The organism is Dokdonella sp. GW821-FHT11D02 (assembly GCF_058808595.1).
In genome coordinates this window covers 2,121,382-2,143,498 of record NZ_CM179520.1, presented here as the reverse complement: position 1 = coordinate 2,143,498, position 22,117 = coordinate 2,121,382, and the positions used below count along the sequence as shown (strand labels likewise).

Here is a 22,117-nt window from a genome sequence, read left to right as displayed (position 1 = left end):
CCGCCATGGGATCGGTCGCCTATCTACGCCAGGCCTTGCGCAGCTTGCTGCGCCATCCGGGCTTCAGCCTGTTCTCGATTGCGACGCTGGCGATCGGCATCGCGACCGCCGTCACTTTGTTCAGCGCGGTCAACTCGCTGCTGTTGAGTCCGGTGGCGGGACTGCGCGAGGCGCAGCGCCTGGTCGAAGTCACCGGCCGCGCCGATCGAGGTAGCTACGACACCTTCTCCGCGCCCGACTACGCCGATCTCGCCGCACGCGCGCACGACGTCGCCGAGCTGGTCGCCTATCGCTACGACGCGATGAACGTGATCAGCGGCGGCGAGCCGCAACGCACCACCGGCGTGGTCGTCAGCGGCAATTATTTCTCCGTCCTCGGCGTGACGGCGTATCGCGGCCGCCTGCTCGCGGCCGACGACGACAAGACCGGCGCGGCGCCGGTGGTGGTGGCGAGCTTCGCCGCCTGGCGCAAATTCTTCGACGGCGACGAGAACGCCATCGGCAAGCCGGTTTCGATCAACGGCCAAAGCTTCACCCTGGTCGGCGTCAGCGCGCCCGATTTCCGCGGCACGCTGACCATGCTCACCCCGATGTTCTTCGCGCCGCTGCATCAGCTGCCGCTGTTGCAGCCGGCCGCCGCGCAGCGGCTCGAGCAACGCACCACGAGCTGGCTCGCACTGGCCGCGCGGCTCGCTCCGACGGCGACGCCGGAACTCGCGGCCGAGCGGCTCGGCGTCGCCGCCAACGAACTCGAAGCGAGCTATCCGCGCACCGATCCGCGCGGCAAGATCACGATCGAAGCGGCGGCGCTGCGCGGCGTGCCCGGATTCGTGCGCGGCGCCCTGCTTGCCTTCTCCGCCTTGTTGTTCGCCTTGACCGGCCTGCTGCTTCTGCTCGCCTGCGTCAACGTCGCCTCGATGCTGCTCGCGCGCGGCGAAGCGCGCCGCGGCGAGATCGCGCTGCGCTACGTGCTCGGCGCGACGCGGCGCCGCATCGTCGCCGGCCTGATCGGCGAGAACCTGCTGCTGTCCGCGCTCGCCGCAGCGGTCGGGCTCGCTCTTGGTGCAGCCGTCTGCAGTGTGCTCGCACGAGTCGATCTGCCGACGCCGGTGCCGATTACGATCCAGATTCCGATCGACGCCGCGGCTTGCTTTTTCGCGATCGCCTGCGCGCTGTGCTGCACGCTCGCGATCGGCCTGCTGCCCGCGCTGCGCGTCTCGGCGACCGCGCCGGCCGCGAACGAGGCGCTGGCCGCCACGCGCTCGACTGCGGGCCGCTCGCGCTTAGGCGCCAGTCTGGTCGTCACGCAGATCGCGCTGACGATGGTCTTGCTCGTCGGCGGCGCCTTGTTCCTGCACGCCTTGCAGCGCGCAGCGACCATCGACCTCGGCTTCGATGCGCGCAACGTGCTCGCCGCCGATTTCGACCTCGAACCGAGCGGCTACGCCACGCCGCGCCGGCTCGCGCTGCAGGACGAGTTGCTCGAACGCGTGCGCGGCCTGGCCGGCGTCGAGCAAGCCGCGCTGGCGGCGGAAGTGCCGCTCAATCTCGATCGCATGATGTTCGGCGATTTCCAACTCGACGGCGGCCGCATCACGCCGTTCGCCAATCTGATCTCGCCGGGCTTCTTCGCCACTCTGCGCAGCGAGTTGCAAGGCCGCGACTTCGACGCGCGCGACCGCGCCGACGCGGCGCCGGTATGCATCATCAACGCGGCGCTGGCGCGCCGGCTGGCGCCCAACGGCGACGTGCTCGGACGCAGCTTCGCCTTCGGCGATTCCGGCGAAACACCCAAACACCTGACCGTGATCGGCATCACGCCGAACGGCCGCTACTCGTCGCTGAGCGAAGCCGAAGGACCGTTCCTGTTCCTGCCGCTCAGCCAATGGCCGCATGCGCGCACCTCGCTGCTCGTGCGCAGCACGCAGCCGGCAGCGGCGATCGCGCAGCACCTGCGCGAGACCTGGCGTGCGCTCGATCCCGGCGTGCCGGCGCCGTCGATCCGTGCGTTCGAGCAGATCCTCGGCCTCTCGCTGCTGCCGCAAAAGATCGCCGGCATGGTTTCCGGCGCGCTCGGTCTGGTCGGCCTCTTGCTCGCCGCGATCGGCCTGTACGGTTTGATCTCGATCCAGGTCGCCCGCCGTACGCGCGAGATCGGCGTACGCCTCGCGCTCGGTGCGAGTCCGCGCCGCATCCTGCGCGAAGTCCTGCGCCGCGGCGCGCGTTTGTCGGCGCTCGGCCTGCTCTGCGGCGGCCTGCTCTCCGCCGGCGGTGCCGTGCTCGTATCCGAACTCCTGTTCGGCCTCGATCTCGGCGCCCTCGCCGCCTTCTTCTTCGCGGCCGGCGTACTCGGTGTCACCGCCCTCGGCGCTTCCTGGCTGCCGGCGCGCCGCGCCGCGCGCATTCAGCCGGTCGAAGCACTGCGTTACGAATAACGGACCCCGCCATGAACGATCTTCGCCTCGCCCTCCGCCAGCTGCTGAAAACGCCCGGCTTCACCCTCGTCGCGGTGCTCACACTCGCGCTCGGCATCGGCGCCTGCTCTGCGATGTTCGGCATCATCAACGCGGTGCTGCTCAAGCCGCTGCCGTTCAACGAGCCGCAGCGCCTGGTCTGGATCGAGAACTCCGATCCCGACCAAGGCATGTCCGGCCGCACCACGATGGTCGACAACCTGCTCGACTGGCGCCGCCAAAGCCACTCCTTCGAACAGCTCGCCGGCTACAACGCGTTCTTCGATTCCAACCAGTACACCCTGCTCGGCAAGAGCGGGCCGCAGCGCGTACGTGCGGTGCAGGTCACGCAGAATCTGCTCGACGTGCTCGGCGTACGCACCGCGCTCGGGCGCAACTTCGCCGCGGAAGAAGCCGCTTCGCTGGAAGCGCCGAGCGTGATCCTCAGCCACCGCTTCTGGCAGCAGCAGTTCAACGCCGACCCGAACGTGGTCGGCCGCGAAATCACGGTCAACAACCGGCCGGTGCCGGTGGTCGGCGTGCTGCCGGCTTCGTTCGACTTCGATTCGGTGTTCGCGCCGGGCGCCAACGTCGACCTGCTGACGCCGTTCCCGCTGACCGAAGAAACCGCGAAGTGGAACAACACGCTGTTCGTGGTCGGCCGGCTCAAGCCCGGCGTCACTCCGGGTGCGGCGCAGACCGAACTCGACACCATCAACGGCCGCCTGCGCCGCGAACACACCGAACGCGGCGTGTTCGGCGCCGCGGTCAGCACGATCGAGCAGCACGTGCGCGGGCCGTTCCGCTCGGCCGTGCTGATTCTGTTCGGCGCCGTGCTGTGCGTGCTTTTGATCGCCTGCCTGAACTTGTCCAACCTGCTGCTGACGCGCGCGCAGGCGCGGCGTAAAGAGACCGCCGTGCGCGTCGCGCTCGGCGCGAGGCGTGCGCACGTGATGCGGCAAGCGCTGGCCGAGAGCCTCGTACTGGCGCTCGCCGGCGCCGCGCTCGGTGTCGCCGCGGCGGTGTACGCGACCTCCGGCCTGGCCGGCCTGCGCGCGTTCGACATTCCGCTGCTGCAGTCGGCCAGCATCGATTCGAGCGCTCTCTTGTTCGCGTTCGCGATCGCCTGCTTGGCCGGTACCGCCTGCGGCGCGCTGCCGGCGCTGCAGATGTGGCGCAGCGACGTGAAGAGCGCGCTCAGCGAAGTGGGCAGCGGCGGCAACTCCAGTCGCGACGCGGCGCGCGTGCGCCGCTCGCTGGTGGTCGCGCAGATCGCGCTGGCTTGCGTGCTGCTGGTCGGCGCCGGACTTCTGATCCGCAGCTTCGTCGAAGTGATGAACGTCAAGATCGGCTTCGAGCCGCGTCAGGCGATCTCCTGGCAGCTCGATTCGTCGCGCAATTTCCGCGACCTGGACGAGCGCGCCGGCTACTTCGACCGCATGGTCGAACGCATCCTGGCAGTGCCCGGCGTCGAGTCGGCCGGCCTGAGCGACTCGCTGCCGCTCGGCCGCAACCGCACCTGGGGCGCGGCCGCCGAAGGCGAGGTCTACGCGAAATACCAATACCCCACCGCCTCGCCGCGTCTGATCGACCACCGCTATCTGCAAGCGATGCACGTTCCGCTCGTTTCCGGCCGCTATTTCGACCAGCGCGACGGCGGCAGCGCCGCGCACGCGGTGATCGTCAACCAGACCATGGCGCGCACACTGTGGCCGGGGCGCGATCCGCTCGGCCAGAAGGTCATGAGCGGCGGCGGCGACGGCGCCAACTACGGCGTGGTGGTCGGCGTGGTCGGCGACATCCCGCGCCGCATCGAGGAAAAGGCGCACCCGGAGATGTATCTCGATCTGCGCCAGAACGAAGACTGGGGCTCGGTCGCCTTGGTGTTGCGCAGCAGCCGCCCGCTCGGCTCGCTGGTGCCGGCGGTGCGCGCCGCGCTGCACGAATTCGATCCGGAGCTGGCGAGCGAGGACTACGCCACGCTCGACGACGTGGTCGACCGCACGGTCGCGCCGCGCCGCCTGACCACGTCGATCCTCGGCGCGTTCTCGTCCTTGGCCTTGCTCCTGGCCGGGCTCGGCGTCTACGGCGTGATCGCCTACTCGGTCGGACAGCGCACGCGCGAAATCGCGATCCGCGTCGCGGTCGGCAGCCGCCGTCGCGACGTCGTGCGCCTGATCCTCGGCGAAGGCGTGCGCATCGCCGCGATCGGCATCAGCGTCGGGCTGCTGGTCGCCCTGCTCGGCACGCAGCTGATGCGCAGCCTGTTGTTCGGCGTCAGCGCGTTCGACCCCGGCGTGTTCGTATCGAACGTCGCGATCGTGTTCGGCGTCGCCATGCTCGCCTCGCTGATTCCCGCGCTGCGCGCCGCCGCCACCGATCCGGTCTCGGCGCTGCGCTGACGCTCGCCGTCGATCTCGCCCAGGAAATTCATCGTCCATGACTGCCTTCCTTTCCGATCTGCGACTGGCGTTTCGCTCGCTGCGCGCGCAACCGGGCTTCGCCATCACGGCGGTGCTGACCCTAATGCTCGGCATCGGCGCGGTCGCCGCGATCTTCACCGTCTACGACGCGGTGCTGCTCAAGCCGCTGCCGTTCGCCGAGCCGGAGCGCCTGGTGCGCGTGATGCGCACGCAGCCGCCGGTGACCAACAGTCCGGTGTCGCCGCCGGTGTTCCGCGAATGGGCCGAGCGCAGCGGCAAGGCGTTCGAGGCGATCGGCGGCTACGTGCCGCAGACGATGAACCTGACCGGCAGCGGCGCAGCCGAACGCTTGACCGGCTACACCGTCACGCCGGGATTTTGGAATGTGTTCGGCCAGCCGCTCGCGCTCGGCCGCAGCTTCGGCGAGGCGGAAGAAAACAGCAACGAACGCGTGGTCGTGCTCGGCGATGCGCTGTGGCGCACACGCTTCGCCGCCGACCCGGCGGTGATCGGCCGCGACGTCGACTTGAACGGCGAACGCTGGCGCGTGATCGGCGTCGCCGCCGCCGGCTTTCGCTATCCCTCCGACGCGAAGTTGTGGGTGCCGACCTTCCTGCCGGCGAAGACCGCTGGCCGCAACAGCAACTCGCTGTCGCCGGTGGCGCGCCTCGCGCGCGGCGTGACGCTGGCGCAGGCGCGCGAGGTCATGCGCGGCATCACCGATTGGGAGAACGAGAACTTCCCGCCCGAGAGCGGCAAGCTGCAGGCGCAGGTCGAACGCCTCGACGAGCTGGTCGGCCAGCGTCTGCACGGCTCGCTGTCGGTGCTGCTCGGCGCCGCGCTGCTGGTGCTGCTGATCGCCTGCGCCAACCTCGCCAGCCTGATGCTGACGCGCGGCCAGCTGCGCGCGCAGGAACTGGCCGTGCGCAGCGCGCTCGGCGCCGGCCACGCGCGCCTGATGTGCAACGTGCTGGCCGAAGCGATCCTGCTCGCCGGCGCCGGCGCGCTCGCCGCGCTCGGCTTCGCGCAACTCGCCGTGCAAGCTCTCTTGCGCCTCGCGCCCGATCTGTTGCCGACCTACAACGCGCCCGGCGTCGACGCGCGCGTGATCCTCGCCACCGCGGCGCTGGCCCTGTTCACCCTGCTCTTGTTCGGCCTCGCGCCGGCGTTCCGCGCCGGTCGCGCCGATCCCGCGCTGGCGCTGCGCGGCGGCAGCCGCGGACAGATCGGCAGCCGCGGTCAGACGCGCGCGCGCAGCGTGCTGGTCGCGGTCGAAATCGCGCTGGCGATGACCCTGCTCGCCGGCGCCGGCCTCCTGATCGACAGCCTGCGCCAACTGTCGAAAGTGGATTCGGGTCTGCACCAGCCCGAGCAGGTGCTCAGCGCGCGCTTCTCGCTGCCGGTGCCGACGGCGCAGCCGGGCGAAGATTTCAGCGCCTGGTACCAGCGCGCCAAGAACGCGCTCGAACCGCGCATCGAGGCCTTGCAGACGCGTCTGCAAGCGCTGCCTGGCGTGACCGCCGCCACCATCACCAACTTGTTGCCGGCGTCCGGCCAGACCGGCTGGAACGGCCTCGTCGAAGTCGCCGGCCGCGAGCTGCCGAAGGATTCGATCGCCGAATTCCGTTTCGTCGATCCCGACTATTTCCGCGTTTTCGGCATTCCGCTCGAGAAGGGCCGCGTGTTCGATCAGGCCGACGGCACGCGCGCGCTGCTGCCGACCGACGTGCTGGTCAATCGCACCTTCGCCGAGCGCTATCTGGGCGGCGGCGATGCGCTCGGCGCGCAGGTGAGGGTGTACGACGACATACCCAAAACCGTCGTCGGCGTGGTCGCCGACGTGCGCCAGGGTGGCCTCGACGAAGCGCCCGATGCCGAGGTCTATTTCCCCACCCGCACCGCGCCGGTCGGCGATCTCACGCTGGCGCTGAAGACCGACGGCGATCCGCTCGCACTGGCGCCGACCTTGCAACGCGCACTGCGCGAAAGCTTCCCCGACGTGCCGCTGTACGCGCTGCGCACGATGGACGAGGTGACTGGCGAGACGACGCGCCTGCGCCGCTTCAACATGACCTTGATGAGCGCGTTCGCGGCGACCGCGCTCGCGCTCGCCGCGATCGGCTTGTACGGCGTGATCGCCTGGATCGCCACCCAGCGCCGGCGCGAGATCGGCGTGCGCCAGTCCTTCGGCGCGACGCGTGCGCACATCCACAGCATGATGCTGCAAAGCGGACTGCGCATGATCGTGCCCGGCCTGCTCGCCGGCCTCGGCGGCGCGCTCGCGATCGGCCATCTGCTCGGCGCGCATCTTTACGGCGTCGGCAATGCCGATGTGCGCGTACTGGCCGGCGTCGTGCTGCTGCTCGGCCTGGTCGCGCTCACTGCCTGCCTGATTCCCTCCTGGCGCGCGCTGCGCGTCGCACCGATGGACGCCCTGCGCAATGACTGACCCGATCCGCAACCGCGCGCACACGCGTGCCGAACGGAGCCGCCATGTTTGAGCGTCTGTTTGCCGCCCTCGGCCATGCCGCGCGCAGTCTGCGCGCGCAGCCGCTGTTCCTGCTGACCTCGGTGCTGACCCTGGCCTTGGGCACCGGCGCGCTCGGCGCCATCTTCACCGTCTACGATGCGGTGCTGCTGAAGCCGCTGCCGTATGCACAGGCCGAGCGCCTGGTCGACATCTCGCGCCAGCAGCCGCCGGTCTCGAACGGACCGGTGTCGCGGCCGGTGTACTTGGAGTGGCGCGAGCGCAGCGCGGACGCGTTCGACGCCTTCGCCGGCTATGCCGCCTCGACCATGAACCTGACCGGCGCCGGCGACGCCGAACGCTTGAGCGCGTTCGCGGTGACGCCGGAGTTCTGGCAGGTGTTCGGCAATCCGATCGCGCTCGGCCGCGGCTTCGGCAGCGAAGAAGAAAACAAGGACGAACGCGTCGTGGTGCTGTCGGACGCGCTCTGGCGCAGCCGCTTCGGCGCAGCCGCGGACGTGATCGGCCGCGACGTCAGCTTGAACGGATCGAGCTACCGCGTCATCGGCGTCGGCGCGCCCGGCTTCGCCTATCCGGCGGCCGCGCAAGTGTGGACGCCGACCTTCCTGCCGAGCAGCACGGCCGCACGCTCGACCCACTACTTGAGCATCGTCGCGCGTCTGCGCGAAGGCGTCGGCATCGACGCGGCCAGCGCACGCCTGGCGGCGGCGACGGCGTGGCAAGCGCAGACCTATCCCGACAATCACCGCGGCCTGACCGCGCAGGTGCAGTCGCTGCGCGACAGCTTGAGCGGCCGCTTCGACCGCCCGCTGGCGATGCTGCTGCTCGCTTCGGCCCTGGTGCTGGCGATCGCCTGCGCCAACCTCGCCAGCCTCATGTTGGCGCGCGCTCAGGCACGCTCGCGCGAATTCGCGCTGCGCCGCGCGCTCGGTGCCGGCCACGGCGATCTGCTGCGCGGCGTGCTGGCCGAAGCGGTCCTGATCGCGCTGGCCGGCAGCAGCCTCGGCCTGCTCGCCGCACAACCGGCCATCCACGCCCTGCTCGCGTTGGCGCCCGATGCCTTGCCGATCGCGCCGACCTTGGCGCCGGACGGTCGCGTCATCGCGGTGGTCGCCGCGAGTGCGCTCGCCGCGTTGCTGCTCGCCTGTCTCGCTCCCGCGCTGCGCGCGACGCGCGCCGATCCGGCCGACGCGCTGCGCGGCGGCGGTCGCGACGCCGGCGGTTCGCGCGCGCAAGGCCGTTTGCGCGCGGTGCTGGTCACGGCCGAGATCGCGCTCGCCTTCACCTTGTTGGTCGGCAGCACGCTCCTGATCGACAGCCTGCGCCGCTTGTCCGCGGTCGATACCGGCGTGCGCGCCGAGCAGGTGCTGACCGCCGCGGTCGCCCTGCCGGTGCCGGCGCAGCAGCCGGGCGAGGATCTGCTCGACTGGATGGCGCGCGTGAAGAGCGTCAACGCCGCGCGTATCGACGCGATCCTCGCACGCGTGAGCGAACTGCCCGGCGTGCGCAGCGCCGCCTTCGTCGACGCGCTGCCGATCAGCGGCGGTGGCGGCGGCAACGGCTGGTTCCGCGTGCCCGGCTACGAGATTCCGGCGGAACAGGCGCTGGTCGAATTCCGCTTCGTCAGCCCGAGCTACTTCGACACGCTCGGCATTCCGCTGCGCGGTGGCCGTACGTTCGATGCGCACGACGGCGAGGAAGCCGGCTTCGGCACGCACGTGCTGGTCAATCAAGCCTTCGCCGATCGCTACCTCGGCGGCGCCGATCCGGTCGGCAAGTCGATCGGCGTGCTCGATCAGACCATGAAGACGATCGTCGGCGTGGTCGGCAACGCACGCCAATACGGCCTCGAACGCGAAGCCGAACCGGAAGCGTATTTCCCCGCGCGCAGCTATCCCGGCGGCGAGCTGAGCTTGGCGCTCAAAGTCGACGGCGACGCGCTCGCCTTCGCCACTCCCCTGCGCCGTGTCTTGAAAGAAGTCGCACCGGACATGCCGGTATTCAACCTGCGCACGCTGGACGAAGCGACCCATCGCACCACCGCCTTGCGCCGCTTCAACCTGAGTTTGATGGGCGTGTTCGCCGCCGTCGCCGTGGCGCTCGCCGCGATCGGCCTGTACGGCGTGATCGCGTTCTCGGTCGGCCAGCGCCGGCGCGAGATCGGCGTGCGCCAGGCGCTCGGCGCGGCCGCCGCCGACATCCGCGTGCTGATCCTCGGCAGCGGCCTGCGCATGATCGTGCCCGGCATCGCGCTCGGCCTCGGCGGCGCGCTCGCGCTCGGCCGTCTGATCGCCTCGCAACTGTACGGCGTCGGCGCGGCCGATCCGCTCGTGCTCGCCGGTGTCACCGCGCTGCTCTTGTCGATCGCCCTCGCCGCTTGCGCGATCCCGACCCTGCGCGCGACGCGCGTGGCGCCGATGGAGGCGCTGCGCAATGAATGATTCGCGCGCACGCCATCGCCCGTGCATGACCGCTACCGACGTTTTCCCGCTGGAGACTCGCACCCCGTGAACGCTTTCAGCAACGATCTCCGGCAAGCGCTGCGCAGCCTGCTCGCGCGGCCGACCTTCTTCCTCACCGCGGTGCTGACCTTGACCCTCGGCATCGGCGCGGTCGCCGCGATCTTCACCGTCTACGATGCGGTGCTGCTCAAGCCGCTGCCGTTCGCCAATGCGGATCGCATCGTGCGCGTCACGCGCGAGCAGCCGCCGGCGACGCTGAGCACGATCTCCGGGCAAGCGTTCGCCGAATGGCGCGACCGCAGCGGCGAGGCATTCGACGCGATCGGCGCCTTCGTGGCCGAGACGCGCAACTTGACCAGCGCCGGCGAAGCGCAGCGGCTGACCGTCTATCGCGTCACGCCGGGATTTTGGAACGTGTTCTCCCAACCGCTCGCGCTCGGACGCGCGTTCGGCGAACAGGAAGAACAGCAGAACGAGCGCGTGGTCGTGCTCGGCGATGCCTTGTGGCGCACCCAGTTCGGCAGCGACGCCGCGGTGATCGGGCGCGACATCGCGCTCAACGGCGAATCTTTCCGCGTGATCGGTGTGAGCGCGCCCACGTTCCGCTATCCGGCCGATGCGCAGGTGTGGATTCCGACCTTCCTGCCCGGCAACACCACGCGCACGCGCAACATGAACTGGCTGCGCACGGTCGCGCGTCTGCGCGAAGGCGTTTCGCTGGCGCAGGCGAAGGCGACCATGCTCGGCATCTCGAGCTGGCAGGCGCAGACCTATCCGGACGAGCACACCGGCATGAGCGCCGGCGTGCTGCCGCTTAAGGACCTGCTCAACGGCGACGTGCGCACGCCGCTGCAGATGCTGCTGATCGCGGCGGCGCTGGTGCTCTTGATCGCCTGCGCCAACCTGGCCAATCTCATGCTCGCGCGCGGACAGGCGCGCGAGCAGGAGCTGGCCTTGCGCAGCGCGCTCGGCGCCGGCCAGACCCGCTTGATGCGCCAGATGCTGGCCGAGTCCCTGCTGATCGCGCTGGTCGGCGCGGCCTGCGGTTTGGCCCTGGCCAAGCCGGCGATCGTCGCGCTGACCGCACTCGCGCCCGATCTGCTGCCGGCCTACAACGCACCCGCGGTCGACTGGCGTGTGATCGCCGCGACTGCGGCCGTCGCATTGGCGACTCTGTTGCTGTTCGGCCTGCTGCCGGCTTGGCGCGCGGCCAAGGCCGATCCGCTGCACGCACTGCAAGGCGCCGCGCGCGGCCAGACCGGCACGCGCGCGCAGATGCGTGCGCGCGCCGTGTTGGTGGCCGCGGAAATCGCGCTGGCGCTGACCTTGCTCGCCGGCGCCTCGCTCCTGATCGGCAGCCTGCGCGAACTGGCCAAGGTGGATTCCGGCGTCGGCTCGCCGCAGGTGCTGACCGCTTCGTTCTCGATCTCACTGCCGGTGCAGCAGCCGGGCGACGCCGCCGACGAGTGGGCGGCGCGCGCGATCGGCGAACTGGCGCCGCGGCTGGATGCGATCGAGCAGCGTCTGCGCCAGTTACCCGGCGTCGCCGCGGTCGCCTTGGCCAATCGCTTGCCGGCCTCGGGCGACTGGGGCTGGAACAGCCGCTTCACGATTCCGGGGCGCACGCTCGACGACAAGGCCTTGGCCGAATATCGCTTCGTCAGCGCGGATTACTTCCGCGCCTTCGGCATCCCGGTCGAAGCCGGCCGCGCGTTCAGCGCGACCGACGGCGCGAACTCGCTATACCCGACCGAAGTGCTGGTCAACCAAGCCTTCGCCGACCGCTATCTGGCCGGCGCCGATCCGCTCAGCCAGACCATCACGATCTTCGGCGACCAACCCAAGCGCATCGTCGGCGTGGTCGGCAACGTGCGCCAGGCCGGGCTCGACCAGCCGCCCAACACCGAAGTCTATTTTCCGGTGAGCAAATCCGCCGTCGGCGATCTGGTGCTGGCGATCAAGGTCGAGGGCGACGCGCTCAGCTACAGCGAACCCTTGCGCCGCGCGATGCGCGAAGTCGCGCCCGACGTGCCCGTGTACTCGATCCGCACGATGGACGAGGTGACCGGTGCGACCCAGCGCCTGCGCGAGTTCAACATGATCCTGATGAGCGCGTTCGCGGTGGTCGCGATGCTGCTCGCCGCGATCGGCCTGTACGGCGTGATCGCGTTCGCGGTCGGCCAGCGCCGGCGCGAGATCGGCGTGCGCCAGGCGCTCGGCGCGGCCGGCTCCGACATCCGCGCGCTGATCCTCGGCAACAGCCTGCGCATGATCGTGCCCGGCATCGTGCTCGGCCTATTTGGCGCGCTCGCGCTCGGCCGTCTGATCGCCTCGCAACTCTACGGCGTCGGCGCGGCCGATCCGTTCGTGCTCGCCGGCGTCGCCGCGGTGCTGCTGGCGGTGGCCTTCCTCGCCTGCGCGATCCCGACCCTGCGCGCGACGCGCGTGCCGCCGATGGAAGCCCTGCGCAATGAATGACTACGACGCTGCCACGGAGCGCGGCCGATGAGCTACATCGCCGAACTGCGCTCCGCCTTGCGCCGCCTCGCGCGCGCGCCGGCCTTCTCGATCGCGGCGATCGCGATGCTCGCGCTCGGCCTCGGCTTCACCGTGGCGATGATCTGCACCGTCAACGGCGTGCTGCTGCGCGGCCTGCCGTTTCCGCACGGCGATCGGCTGGTCGCGATCGGTGCCGACAATCCCGCGCAACAGATCGCGCGCGCCCAGCTCAGCGTGGCCGAAGCGGAGCAGCTGGCGCGCGGCACCGCGGGTCTGGAGGCGTTCGGCTACTTCCAGTGGACCGGCGTCAGCGTGCTCGAACAAGGGCATGCGCGCGAAATCCCGGCGCAGTTCGTCAGCGCCGGCTTCTTCGCCACGCTCGGCTTGCAACCCGTGCTCGGACGCGTGCCCAGCGACGCCGATATCCGCGAGGGCCGGCCGCTGGCGGTGATCTCCTACGAGGAATGGCAGCGCAGCTACGGCGGCCGCGCCGACGTGCTCGGCCGCCGCATCGAAGCGATCGGTCATGCGCCGCTCGAAATCGTCGGCGTGATGCCGGCGCAGATCGCCGCCTACACCGGCGAAGCGGATCTGTGGACCGCGCTGTTGCAAAGCGAGCTGCCGCAGGACGGCGCGCGCCGCCTCGACCAGCGCATCCTGCAAGCGGTCGCGCGCTTGCAAGAAGGCGTCTCGCTGCAGCAAGCGGACGCCGCCCTCTCCTCGCAGCTGAGCGCGTTGCACGAAGCGCATGGCCGCGGCGGCAATGACGGCTGGCAGCTGCATGCGAACCGTCTGCTCGATCTGCTCGTCGGTGACGCGCGCGGCGCGCTGTGGGGCGCGTTCGCGTTGGCGCTGGCGGTGCTGCTGATCGCTTGCGCCAACGTCGCCATCCTGGTCGATGCGCGCCAGCTCGCGCGCCGCCGCGAACTCGCCGTGATGCAGGCGATCGGCGCGAGCGCGAAGCGCTTGCGCGGCGGCCTGCTGCTGGAGCTGTCGCTGTTGGCCTTGCTCGCGCTCGCCGCGGGCATCGCGCTCGCGCTGGGCGGCATCGCCGTGCTGCGCGAACTGGCCGCCGGCAGCGTGCCGCGCGTCGACGGCATCGCGATGGACTGGCGCGTGCTCGGCGCCGCCGCCCTGCTCGCCTTCGCGCCGCCCTTGGTCGCCGCGCTCGGCGGCAGCCTGCGCTTGCGCGGCGAGCCCAGCGATGCGATCCGCGGCGGCGGCAAGGGCGTGGTCGGCGACGGCGCACGCCATCGTCTGCTGCCGGCGCTGGCGATGGCGCTGTCGACGCTGAGCCTGATCGCCGCGCTCGGATTCGGCATCGGACTGTGGCGGCTGCAGCGCGTCGACGCCGGCTTCCGCGCCGATGGCGTGCATGCGCTGGCGCTGTTCCGCGAAAGCCTCGGCACCGACAGCGGCAGCGAAGGACCGCCGCAATGGACGCGCTTCGCCGACGAAGTGTTGCAGCGTCTCGCCGCCGTGCCCGGCGCGGACGGTGTGGCCTTGACCAGCGGCGCGCCGATCACCCAGCTCGCCGCGCAGCGCATCGACGCGCGCACGCCGGGCGGCGAGGACACGCCGGTGCAGGCGCTGGTGCGGCGCGTCTCGCCGAACTATCGCGACGTGCTCGGCATTCCGCTCGCGGCCGGACGCGATTTCGGCGCCGACGACCGTGCCGGCACGGAGCCGGTCGCGATCGTCAACCGCACCTTGGCGCGCCGCTTGTTCGGTGATGCGTCGCCGCTCAATCGCAACATCGATCTGCCGCTCGGCCGCGGCGGACGCACGAGCTACCGCGTCGTCGGCGTGGTCGAAGACATTCGCAACGACGGCCTGCGCGCGCCGCCGGCGCCGGAAGTGCTGGTGCCGTTCGCGCAGGCGCCGCGCGTGGCGATGACCTTCCTGCTGCGTGCCGCGCCGTCGCTGGAAGGCGTCGACGCGGCGATGAGCGCGGCGCTGTGGAGCGTCGATCCGCGCCAGAGCGTGACGCTCCAGTTCGAACTCGGCCAGCGCGTCGCCGTGGAACTGCGCCCGGCGCGCTTCTTCGCGCGCGTGGTCGGCGCGTTCGCCGGCGCCGCGTTGCTGCTGGCCGTGCTCGGCGTGTATGCCGTGGCCTCGCTGCAGCAACGCCGCCGCGTCGGCGAGTTTGGTCTGCGTCTGGCGATCGGCGCTACGCCGCTGCGGTTGGCGACGACGATCCTGCGCGACAGCCTCGCCGTCAGCGCGATCGGCATCGGCGCCGGCCTCGCGCTCGCGGCGGTGGCGACACGCTTGTTCGATACCAGCGGCATCGTCGGCGAGCTGGCCCTGCCCAGTGCACTCGCCGGCGGCCTCGCCGCAATGGGCCTCGCCGCCGTCGCGGCCGCCCTGCTGCCGGCGCTGCGCGCCGCACGCGTGCCGCCGATGGAGGCGCTGCGCGATGGCTGATTCGATCTCCCTTTCTTTTGCCGGAAACCGCCGATGAACCCGATGCAGGACCTCCGCTTCGCACTGCGCAGCCTGCGCGCGCACCTCGGCACCGCCAGCTTCGCCACTCTGACCTTGGCCTGCGGGCTCGGTGCGGCGCTGGCGATCCTCGCCGTGGTCGACACCTTGCTGCTGCGCGCGCTGCCGTATCCGAACGCCGATCGCGTGGTGCAGTTGAACGAACTGGCCGACGACGGCCACGCGATGAACTTCGCCAAGCCGAACTACGACGACCTCGTCGCCAACGTGCCGGCGCTGGAGGCGACCGCGTTCTACGCCGCCGGCGCCGACACCATCGGCAAAGGCAGCGAATCGACGCGCGCAGTCATCGCGCTCAGCGGCGACGGCTTCTTCAAGACGCTCGGCGCGCAGCCGCAGCTCGGCCGCAGCTACGCCGCCGGCGAACGCGAGCGCGTCGCGGTGATCGGCTACGCCTTGTGGCAGAGCCTGTTCGGCGGACGCGCCGATGCGCTCGGCGCGCGCCTCGACGTCGCCGGCGAGCCGTACACCGTCATCGGCGTGATGCCGGCCGAGTTCGCGTTCCCGGAGGGCGCCGCGGTGTGGGCGCCGTACCCGACGGTCGATTCCGGCCCTTCGCGCACGGCGCACAACTGGAAGGCGATCGGCCTATTGCGCTCGCCCGACGCCTTGGCCGAGGCGCAAGCGGCGGCGAATACGTTGGCGACGCGACTCAAGCAGCAGTACGGCGATCAGACCAATGCGGTCGCCTTCGGCGTCACGCCGCTGGCGCAGGCGATCGCGGCGCCGGTGCGCAGCGCCCTGCTCGTGCTTTCCGGCGGCGCCCTGCTCCTGCTGCTGATCGCGGTCAGCAACGCGTTCAACCTGTTGCTCGCCTTGGCCGCCGCGCGCAGCCGCGAGTTCGCCGTGCGCAGCGCGCTCGGCGCGAGCCGCTGGCGGCTGCGCCAGCAAGCCTTTCTCGAAAGCCTGCTGCTTTCGGCCGCTGCGGCTGCGCTCGGTCTCGCGCTCGCGACGGCGGCGATCCACCTGCTGGTGCGCCTGGCCGGCAGCACCTTGCCGCGCGCGGCCGAAGTCGGCGTCTCGTCCGGCACCGCGCTGGCCGCAGCGATCGGCGCGGTGCTGATCGCCGCCGTGCTCAGCTTCGCCCAAGCCGGCAACGGGTCGGCGCTGGCGCAGCGCCTGCGCGAATCGGGGCGCGGCCAGACCGATGGCCGCCGCCAGCTGTGGGCGCGCAGCGGCTTGCTGATCGCGCAGACCGCGCTGACCACCGCGCTGCTGGTCGGCGCCGGACTGCTCACGCGCAGCTTCCTCGGCCTGCTCGCCGTGAATCCCGGCTTCGATCTCGACAGCGCGATCGACGTGCGGCTGTCGTTCCCCGGCACGCGCGACGACGCGCAGAACACCGCGATGACGCAGCGCATTGCGAACCTCATGGACGAGATCAAGCGCCTGCCCGGTGCCGACGCGATCGGCGGCGTGAACGCTTTGCCGCTGACCAGCGACGGCGCCGACGGTGCGTTCTGGGATGCCAGCGTGACGCAGATCGGCGCGGCCATGCCGCCGCAGCTCGGCTACGCCGAATTCCGCATCGCCAGCGGCGGCTACTTCGACGCCGCCGGCATTCGCCTCGTGCGCGGACGCAGTTTCGACAGCCGCGACCGCGCCGACGGCGAGCACGTCGCCGTGGTCAGCGAGGCGGTCGCGCGCCAGACCTGGCCCGGCCGCGATCCGATCGGCCAGCGCATCCAGTACGGCAACATGGACGGCGACATGCGCGCGCTGACCGTGATCGGCGTGGTCGGCGACGTGCACGAACGCCGCCTCGAACGCACGCCGACCGGCACCGTCTACGTGAACCTCGAACAGCGCCCGAAGGCGTTCACCGACTTCGACCTGGTGGTGCGTTCGAGCGCGCCTCTCGGCGCGATGCTGCCGGCGCTGCGCGGCCTGCTCGAGCGCAGCGCGGCAGATCTGCCGCATTCGTTGCGGCCGCTGGCCGAGCTGCGCGTGCAGGCGACCCAGCAGCGGCGCTTCAACTTGGTTCTGCTCGGCAGCTTCGCCGTGGTCGCGCTGGTGCTGGCGAGCAGCGGTCTGTACGGATTGATGGCCTTCGTGGTCGGCCGCCGCGAAAACGAATTCGCGCTGCGTCAGGCGCTCGGCGCCACGCGCCGCAGCATCGCCCAGCTCGTGCTCGGCAGCGGCTTGCGCACCGGCGGACTCGGCATCGCGGCCGGACTGCTGCTCTCGCTGGCGGTCGCGCAACTTCTGCGCGGCCTGCTCTATGGAGTGCCGGTGAACGATCCGTTGACCTTGGCCGGCGTCGCCGCGCTGCTGCTGGTGACGATCCTGTTCGCCTGCCTGCTGCCGGCGCGGCGCGCTTGCGCGGTGGCGCCGCGCGAAGCGCTGTCCTGACCTTGCGGAGAACCGCCGATGACCACCTGGCTCGATGAACTGCGCCGCAGCGCGCGCAGCCTGTTGCGCAAACCGGGATTCGCCGCGCTCGCCACCACCACGCTCGCGCTCGGCGTCGGCGCCGGCGCGGCGGTGTTCGCGCTGATCGACGCGGTGCTGCTGGCCCCGCCGCCGTATCCGCAGCCAGACCGGATCGTCATCGTCGACAAGGGCGACGGCCATCCGTGGTCGACGATCTCGCCGCAGCAGTACCAGCAACTGGGCGGCGTCGAAGGCGTCGAACGCCTCGGCGCGATGTTCGCGCCGAAGGACGTCAACGTCGCCGGCGGCGGCGATCCGGAGCTGGTGACCGCCTGGCCGGTGGACGCGGGCCTGCTGCCGGCGCTCGGCATCGCGCCGGCGCTCGGACGCAACTTCTCCGCCGAAGAAGATCGCCCCAACGGCGCGCCGGCGGCAATCCTCGGCCATGCGTTCTGGCAACGCCACTTCGGCGCCGATGCGAACGTGATCGGCCGCAGCGTGCTGGTGGACGGCGTCGCGACGCCGGTGATCGGCGTGCTGCCGCCGACGTTCCGCCTGCAGGGCACGGCCGACGTGCTGCTGCCGCTCGCGCTGCCGGCATCGAGCCAGGATCGCGCCACCAACTTGCTGGCGGTCGCGCGCCTCGGCGCCGGCATCACGCCGGCCGCGGCCGGCGTGGCCATCGATGCGCGCCTGCAGTCGCGTGCCACTGAGCTCGGCTTCGCCAACGCATCGTGGCGGCCGCGTTTCTCGGCGATGCCGCTGGCGCAGAACCTGAGCGCGACGGCGCGGCCGGTCTTGCTGCTGTTTCTGGCCTGCGCTGCCGGCGTGCTGCTGCTGGTCGCGGTCAACCTGTCGAACCTGATGCTGCTGCGCGCGCTCGCGCGCGGACGCGACGGCGCGGTGCGCTCGGCACTCGGCGCCTCCGCCGCGCAGCTCGCGCTGCCCGCTCTCGGCGAGGGCCTGGCGATCGGATTCTCCGGCGCGCTCGGCGGCCTCGCTCTCGCCGCCGTTGCGTTGCAGCTTGCACGCGCGTGGCTGCCGCCGGATTGGATCGGCGCAGGAACCGGCCTGATCGACGCCGGCACGGTCGCATTCGCGTTCGGCGCCGCCATCGCCGTCGCGCTGATCGCCGCCGCGTTCGGTCTCTGGCGCAGTCGCGGCACCGGCGCGGCCAGCGAACTCGCCGCCGGCACGCGCGCAGGTCCGAGTGCCGGCGTGCAGCGCTTCAGCCGCACGCTGGTGATCGCCCAGGCCAGCCTGGCGACGCTGCTGCTCGCCACGTCGGCGCTGCTCGCCCATTCGCTGTGGAAGCTCTCGCGCGTCGATCTCGGCTTCGACGCGCGCGGCGTCCTGACCTTCCGCCTCAATCCCGCGCCGGCGCTGTATCCCGACACCGCCGCGGTGCAGCGTCTGGTCGAGCGCTTGCTCGAGCGGATGCGCGCCGAGCCGGGCGTGCGCGACGTCACGCTGACGACGGGCTTGCCGATCGGCTCGCAATTCAACGTTTCCGTCCGCCTGCCCGACGGCAGTTCGGCGCCGGAGGCACCGCAGTACGCTGCGGTCAGCGCGCATTCGTTCGCGACCTTCGGCATTCCGCTGGTCGCCGGCCGCGACTTCGCCGATGCCGATCGCGCCGGCGCCGAGCCCGTCGCCATCGTCAACGCCGCGTTCGCGCGGCAATACCTCAACGGCAACGCGCTCGGACGATCGATCAAGGTCGAGGACGGCGAAAACCTGCCGATGCCCGAGATGCGCATCGTCGGCGTCGTCGGCGACGTGCACAAGTTCGGCCCGCAGGAAGAAGCGCCGCCGACCTACTACGTGCCACTGGCGCAGGTTCCCGACGGCCTGTTCGGCCTGGTGCGCCAGTTCGTGCCGCTGAACGTGGCCGTGCGCGTCGACGGCGAACCGGCCGCGTATGCCGAGCGCATGCGCGCGGCGCTGCGCGAGATCGACGCGCGCCAAGGCGTGGCCGGCCTGCGCCTGTTGGAGCGCGACGTCGCCGATGCCACCGCCGTGCAACGCGCCAACGCCGCGTTGACCGGCCTCTTCGCAACGCTCGCCTTGCTGCTCGCCGGCATCGGCCTGTATTCGGTGACCGCCGTCGCGGTCGCCGCGCGCCAGCGCGAGTTCGGCGTGCGCGCCGCGCTCGGCGCGGCGCCGGCGCGCCTGCTGCGCGGCGTACTCGGCAGCGGTCTGCGCGACGTCGCTCTGGGTCTGGCGATCGGGCTGGTCGCCGCGGTCGCCGCCGGACGCCTGCTCGAACGTTTCCTGTTCGGCGTCGCCGCGGCCGATCCGTGGGCCTTGTCGGCGACCTTGCTGGTGCTGCTCTGCGCCGGACTCGCCGCGACCGCGCTGCCGGCGCTGCGCGCCGCGCGCACCGCGCCGATGCAAGCGCTGCGCAGCGACTGATGCGCAGCGCACACGAATCTCGTTCGCGCGCGCTGCACGCGAGCCTCAATTTCTCCTGCCGACGATGGATGCGATGAGCATGGCCGACTTCCGCTACACCTTCCGCCGCCTGCTGCGCGCGCCGGCCTTCAGCCTGACCTCGGTGCTGCTGCTCGGCCTCGCCTTCGGCGCCTTGGCCTGCGTGTTCAGCGTGGTCTACGGACTTTTGTACAAGCCGCTGCCGTATCCACAGTCGGAACGACTGGTTTCGCTCGGCTCGCGCGTGCTCGGCATTCCGTTCGATATCGGATTGTCGATCCCGCTGCGCGACGAAATCGCGCACAACGCGCGCACGCTCGACGGCGTCGCCGCCTACCGCACCAGTCAATCGACCCTGCGCGACGAAGCCGGCCGGCGCAGCGGCTCCTTGAAAATCGCCCTGGTCGAGCCGGGCCTGCTCGGCCTGGTCGGCGCGCAACCGGCGCTTGGCCGACTGTTCGCCCCGGAAGACGTCGCCGCGGGCGCGGCTCGCAGCGCGATCTTGTCTTGGGACGAATGGCAGCAGCGCTACGCCGGCGCGGCCGATGCGATCGGCCGCAGCTTGCGCATCGACGGCGAGGACTACCGCGTCGCCGGCGTGCTGCCGCGAGGCTTCGTGTTTCCTTCGCGCAGCACGCAAGTATGGCTGCCGCTGCGTTTCAGCGAGCAGGAACGCGCGCGTTCGCGCGCCGGCAACTTCGACGGCACCCTGGTCATCGGCCGCCTGCGCGGGGACGCCGATGCTGCTGCCGCGCAGCACGAAGTGACGACCATCGCCAAGGCGATGCCGGAGCTCGACGACGCCTTCGGCAACAACATCCAGCTTCGCATCGAGCCCTTGCGCGTGCTTTGGATCGGCGAGCGCAGCACGGCCTTGCTGCTGATGCTGCTGGCGGCGTCGCTGGTGTGGCTGGTGACGGCGGCCAATGTCGCCAATCTATTCCTCGCGCGCGCATTGGCGCGACGGCACGAAGCGGCGCTGAGCGCCGCCCTTGGCGCCTCGCCTTCGCGGCGCGCGTGGACGGCCGCGATCGAAGCGGCGCTGTTGTGCGGTGCCGGCGTGCTGCTCGGTTGTGCGCTGTTGCCGGGCGGCTTGGCGCTGTTGCGCCATCTCGACCTGCTGCCGGGCGGAACGCCGCAGGCGATCGGCATCGACCTGCCCACGCTCGCTCTCCTGTCGCTGCTCGCGCTGGCGCTGTGCGTGGCGCTGGTCGTGGCCGGCCTGTCGGTGCAGCGCGGCAATCTCAACGCGGTGATCCGTCACGGCGGCTCGCGCCAGACCGCCGGTCAGCTGGCGCAGACGGCGCGCAAGTCGCTGGTGGTGGCGCAGGTCGCGTTGACCGTCGCGCTCTTGTTCGGCATCGGCGTGCTGCTGCGCAGTTCGCAGAACCTGCTCGCGCAAGACGTCGGCTTCCAACGCGACCATCTGCTCTACGCCGGCCTCGACGATCTGGTTGCCGACGACGCGACGGCGGAACTGCGCAACGCGCGCCTGAGCGAACTGGCGCAACGCGCGCGCGATCTCGCCGGTGTCTCGGCCGCGGGGCTCGGCGCGATGGTGCCGTTCGGCACCAGCATGGCGACCACCAACTACGTGCCGCCCGGGCTGGACGACATCAAGGAAAAGCCGGTCGGCTACAACCAGCAGATCGACGCCGGCTACTTCGGCGCGCTCGGCGTGGCGCTGTTACGCGGACGCAACTTCGATGCCGCCGAAGTGCGTGCGCGCGCGCCGGTCGCGATCGTCGACGAGTTGTTCGTCAAGCGGCACTTCGGCGACGCCGATCCGATCGGACGTCATTTCAAGATCTCCACCGGCGCCGACACGCCCGAGCGCGAGGTGACCATCCTCGGCGTGGTGCCGACGCTGAAGCAGCGCTCGCTCGACGAAGCGCCCGATCGCCCCTCGATCTACCAGCCCGATCCGGCGCCGCCGCACGCCGCATTGGTGCTGCGCACGACGGTCGAGCCGAGCTCGCTGGTCGAGCCGCTGAAAGCCTTGGCCGGCCAGATCGCACCGGCCGATTCAATCGGTCCCGTAGTCGCCTTGAACCAGCTCATCTCCGACACCCTGCACGAGCGCGAGCGCCTCAACACCCTGCTCGGCTTGCTCGGCGTGATCGCCTTGCTGCTGGCCGGCGTCGGCCTGTATGCCGTGCTCGCCTACACGGTACGTCAGCGCGTGCCGGAATTCGGCGTGCGCATGGCGCTCGGTGCCGACAGCGCGCGGATCTTGCGCACGGTGCTGCGGCAAGGCCTGCTGCTGATCGGCGTCGGCCTCGCGATGGGGCTGCCGCTGGCCTATCTGACCACGCGCCTGCTCGCTTCGCAGTTGTATGGTGTCGGCGCGTTCGATCCGCCGACCTTGGCCGGCGTCGCCGCCGTGCTCGGCGCGGTCGGCATCGCGGCGTGCTGGCTGCCGGCACGGCGCGCCGCGGCGACCGATCCGGTGGTCGCGCTGCGCAACGAATGAACCCGTCT

The 22,117-nt window shown here is 71.0% G+C and carries 9 protein-coding genes; all 9 read left to right on the top strand.

Features of this window, described 5'->3' with window-relative positions:
• The first annotated feature begins 5 nt into the window (after window positions 1-5).
• The 9 genes from AC3QL3_RS08970 (at window position 6) to AC3QL3_RS08930 (ending at window position 22,109) form a co-directional block, all read left to right on the top strand.
• The gene (locus tag AC3QL3_RS08970; RefSeq protein ID WP_492898148.1) at window positions 6-2,435 is read left to right on the top strand and encodes an ADOP family duplicated permease; all 2,430 of its coding nucleotides are present in this window, start codon (window positions 6-8) and stop codon (window positions 2,433-2,435) included.
• An 11-nt stretch (window positions 2,436-2,446) separates the two neighbouring features.
• Entirely contained in the window at window positions 2,447-4,855 is a 2,409-nt protein-coding gene (locus AC3QL3_RS08965; protein ID WP_492898146.1) for an ABC transporter permease, read from the top strand.
• 37 nt (window positions 4,856-4,892) lie between these two features.
• Window positions 4,893-7,325 (top strand): ADOP family duplicated permease, encoded by a 2,433-nt coding sequence (locus AC3QL3_RS08960; protein ID WP_492898144.1) that lies wholly within the window; start codon window positions 4,893-4,895, stop codon window positions 7,323-7,325.
• Between the two features lie 44 nt (window positions 7,326-7,369).
• Entirely contained in the window at window positions 7,370-9,805 is a 2,436-nt protein-coding gene (locus tag AC3QL3_RS08955) for an ABC transporter permease (protein WP_492898142.1), read from the top strand.
• 66 nt (window positions 9,806-9,871) lie between these two features.
• Complete coding sequence (locus AC3QL3_RS08950) at window positions 9,872-12,304, top strand: ABC transporter permease (RefSeq protein WP_492898140.1); 2,433 nt, start codon at window positions 9,872-9,874, stop codon at window positions 12,302-12,304.
• 27 nt (window positions 12,305-12,331) lie between these two features.
• On the top strand, window positions 12,332-14,752 hold the full coding sequence (locus AC3QL3_RS08945) for an ABC transporter permease (RefSeq protein WP_492898138.1): 2,421 nt from the start codon (window positions 12,332-12,334) through the stop codon (window positions 14,750-14,752).
• A gap of 33 nt (window positions 14,753-14,785) precedes the next feature.
• Window positions 14,786-17,182, top strand: a complete 2,397-nt coding sequence (locus AC3QL3_RS08940; protein ID WP_492898136.1) for an ADOP family duplicated permease — start codon at window positions 14,786-14,788, stop codon at window positions 17,180-17,182.
• Between the two features lie 18 nt (window positions 17,183-17,200).
• Complete coding sequence (locus AC3QL3_RS08935) at window positions 17,201-19,618, top strand: ADOP family duplicated permease (RefSeq protein ID WP_492898134.1); 2,418 nt, start codon at window positions 17,201-17,203, stop codon at window positions 19,616-19,618.
• Between the two features lie 73 nt (window positions 19,619-19,691).
• A complete protein-coding gene (locus tag AC3QL3_RS08930) occupies window positions 19,692-22,109 on the top strand; it encodes an ADOP family duplicated permease (RefSeq protein WP_492898132.1) in 2,418 nt (805 codons plus the stop codon).
• Window positions 22,110-22,117 lie beyond the last annotated feature (8 nt).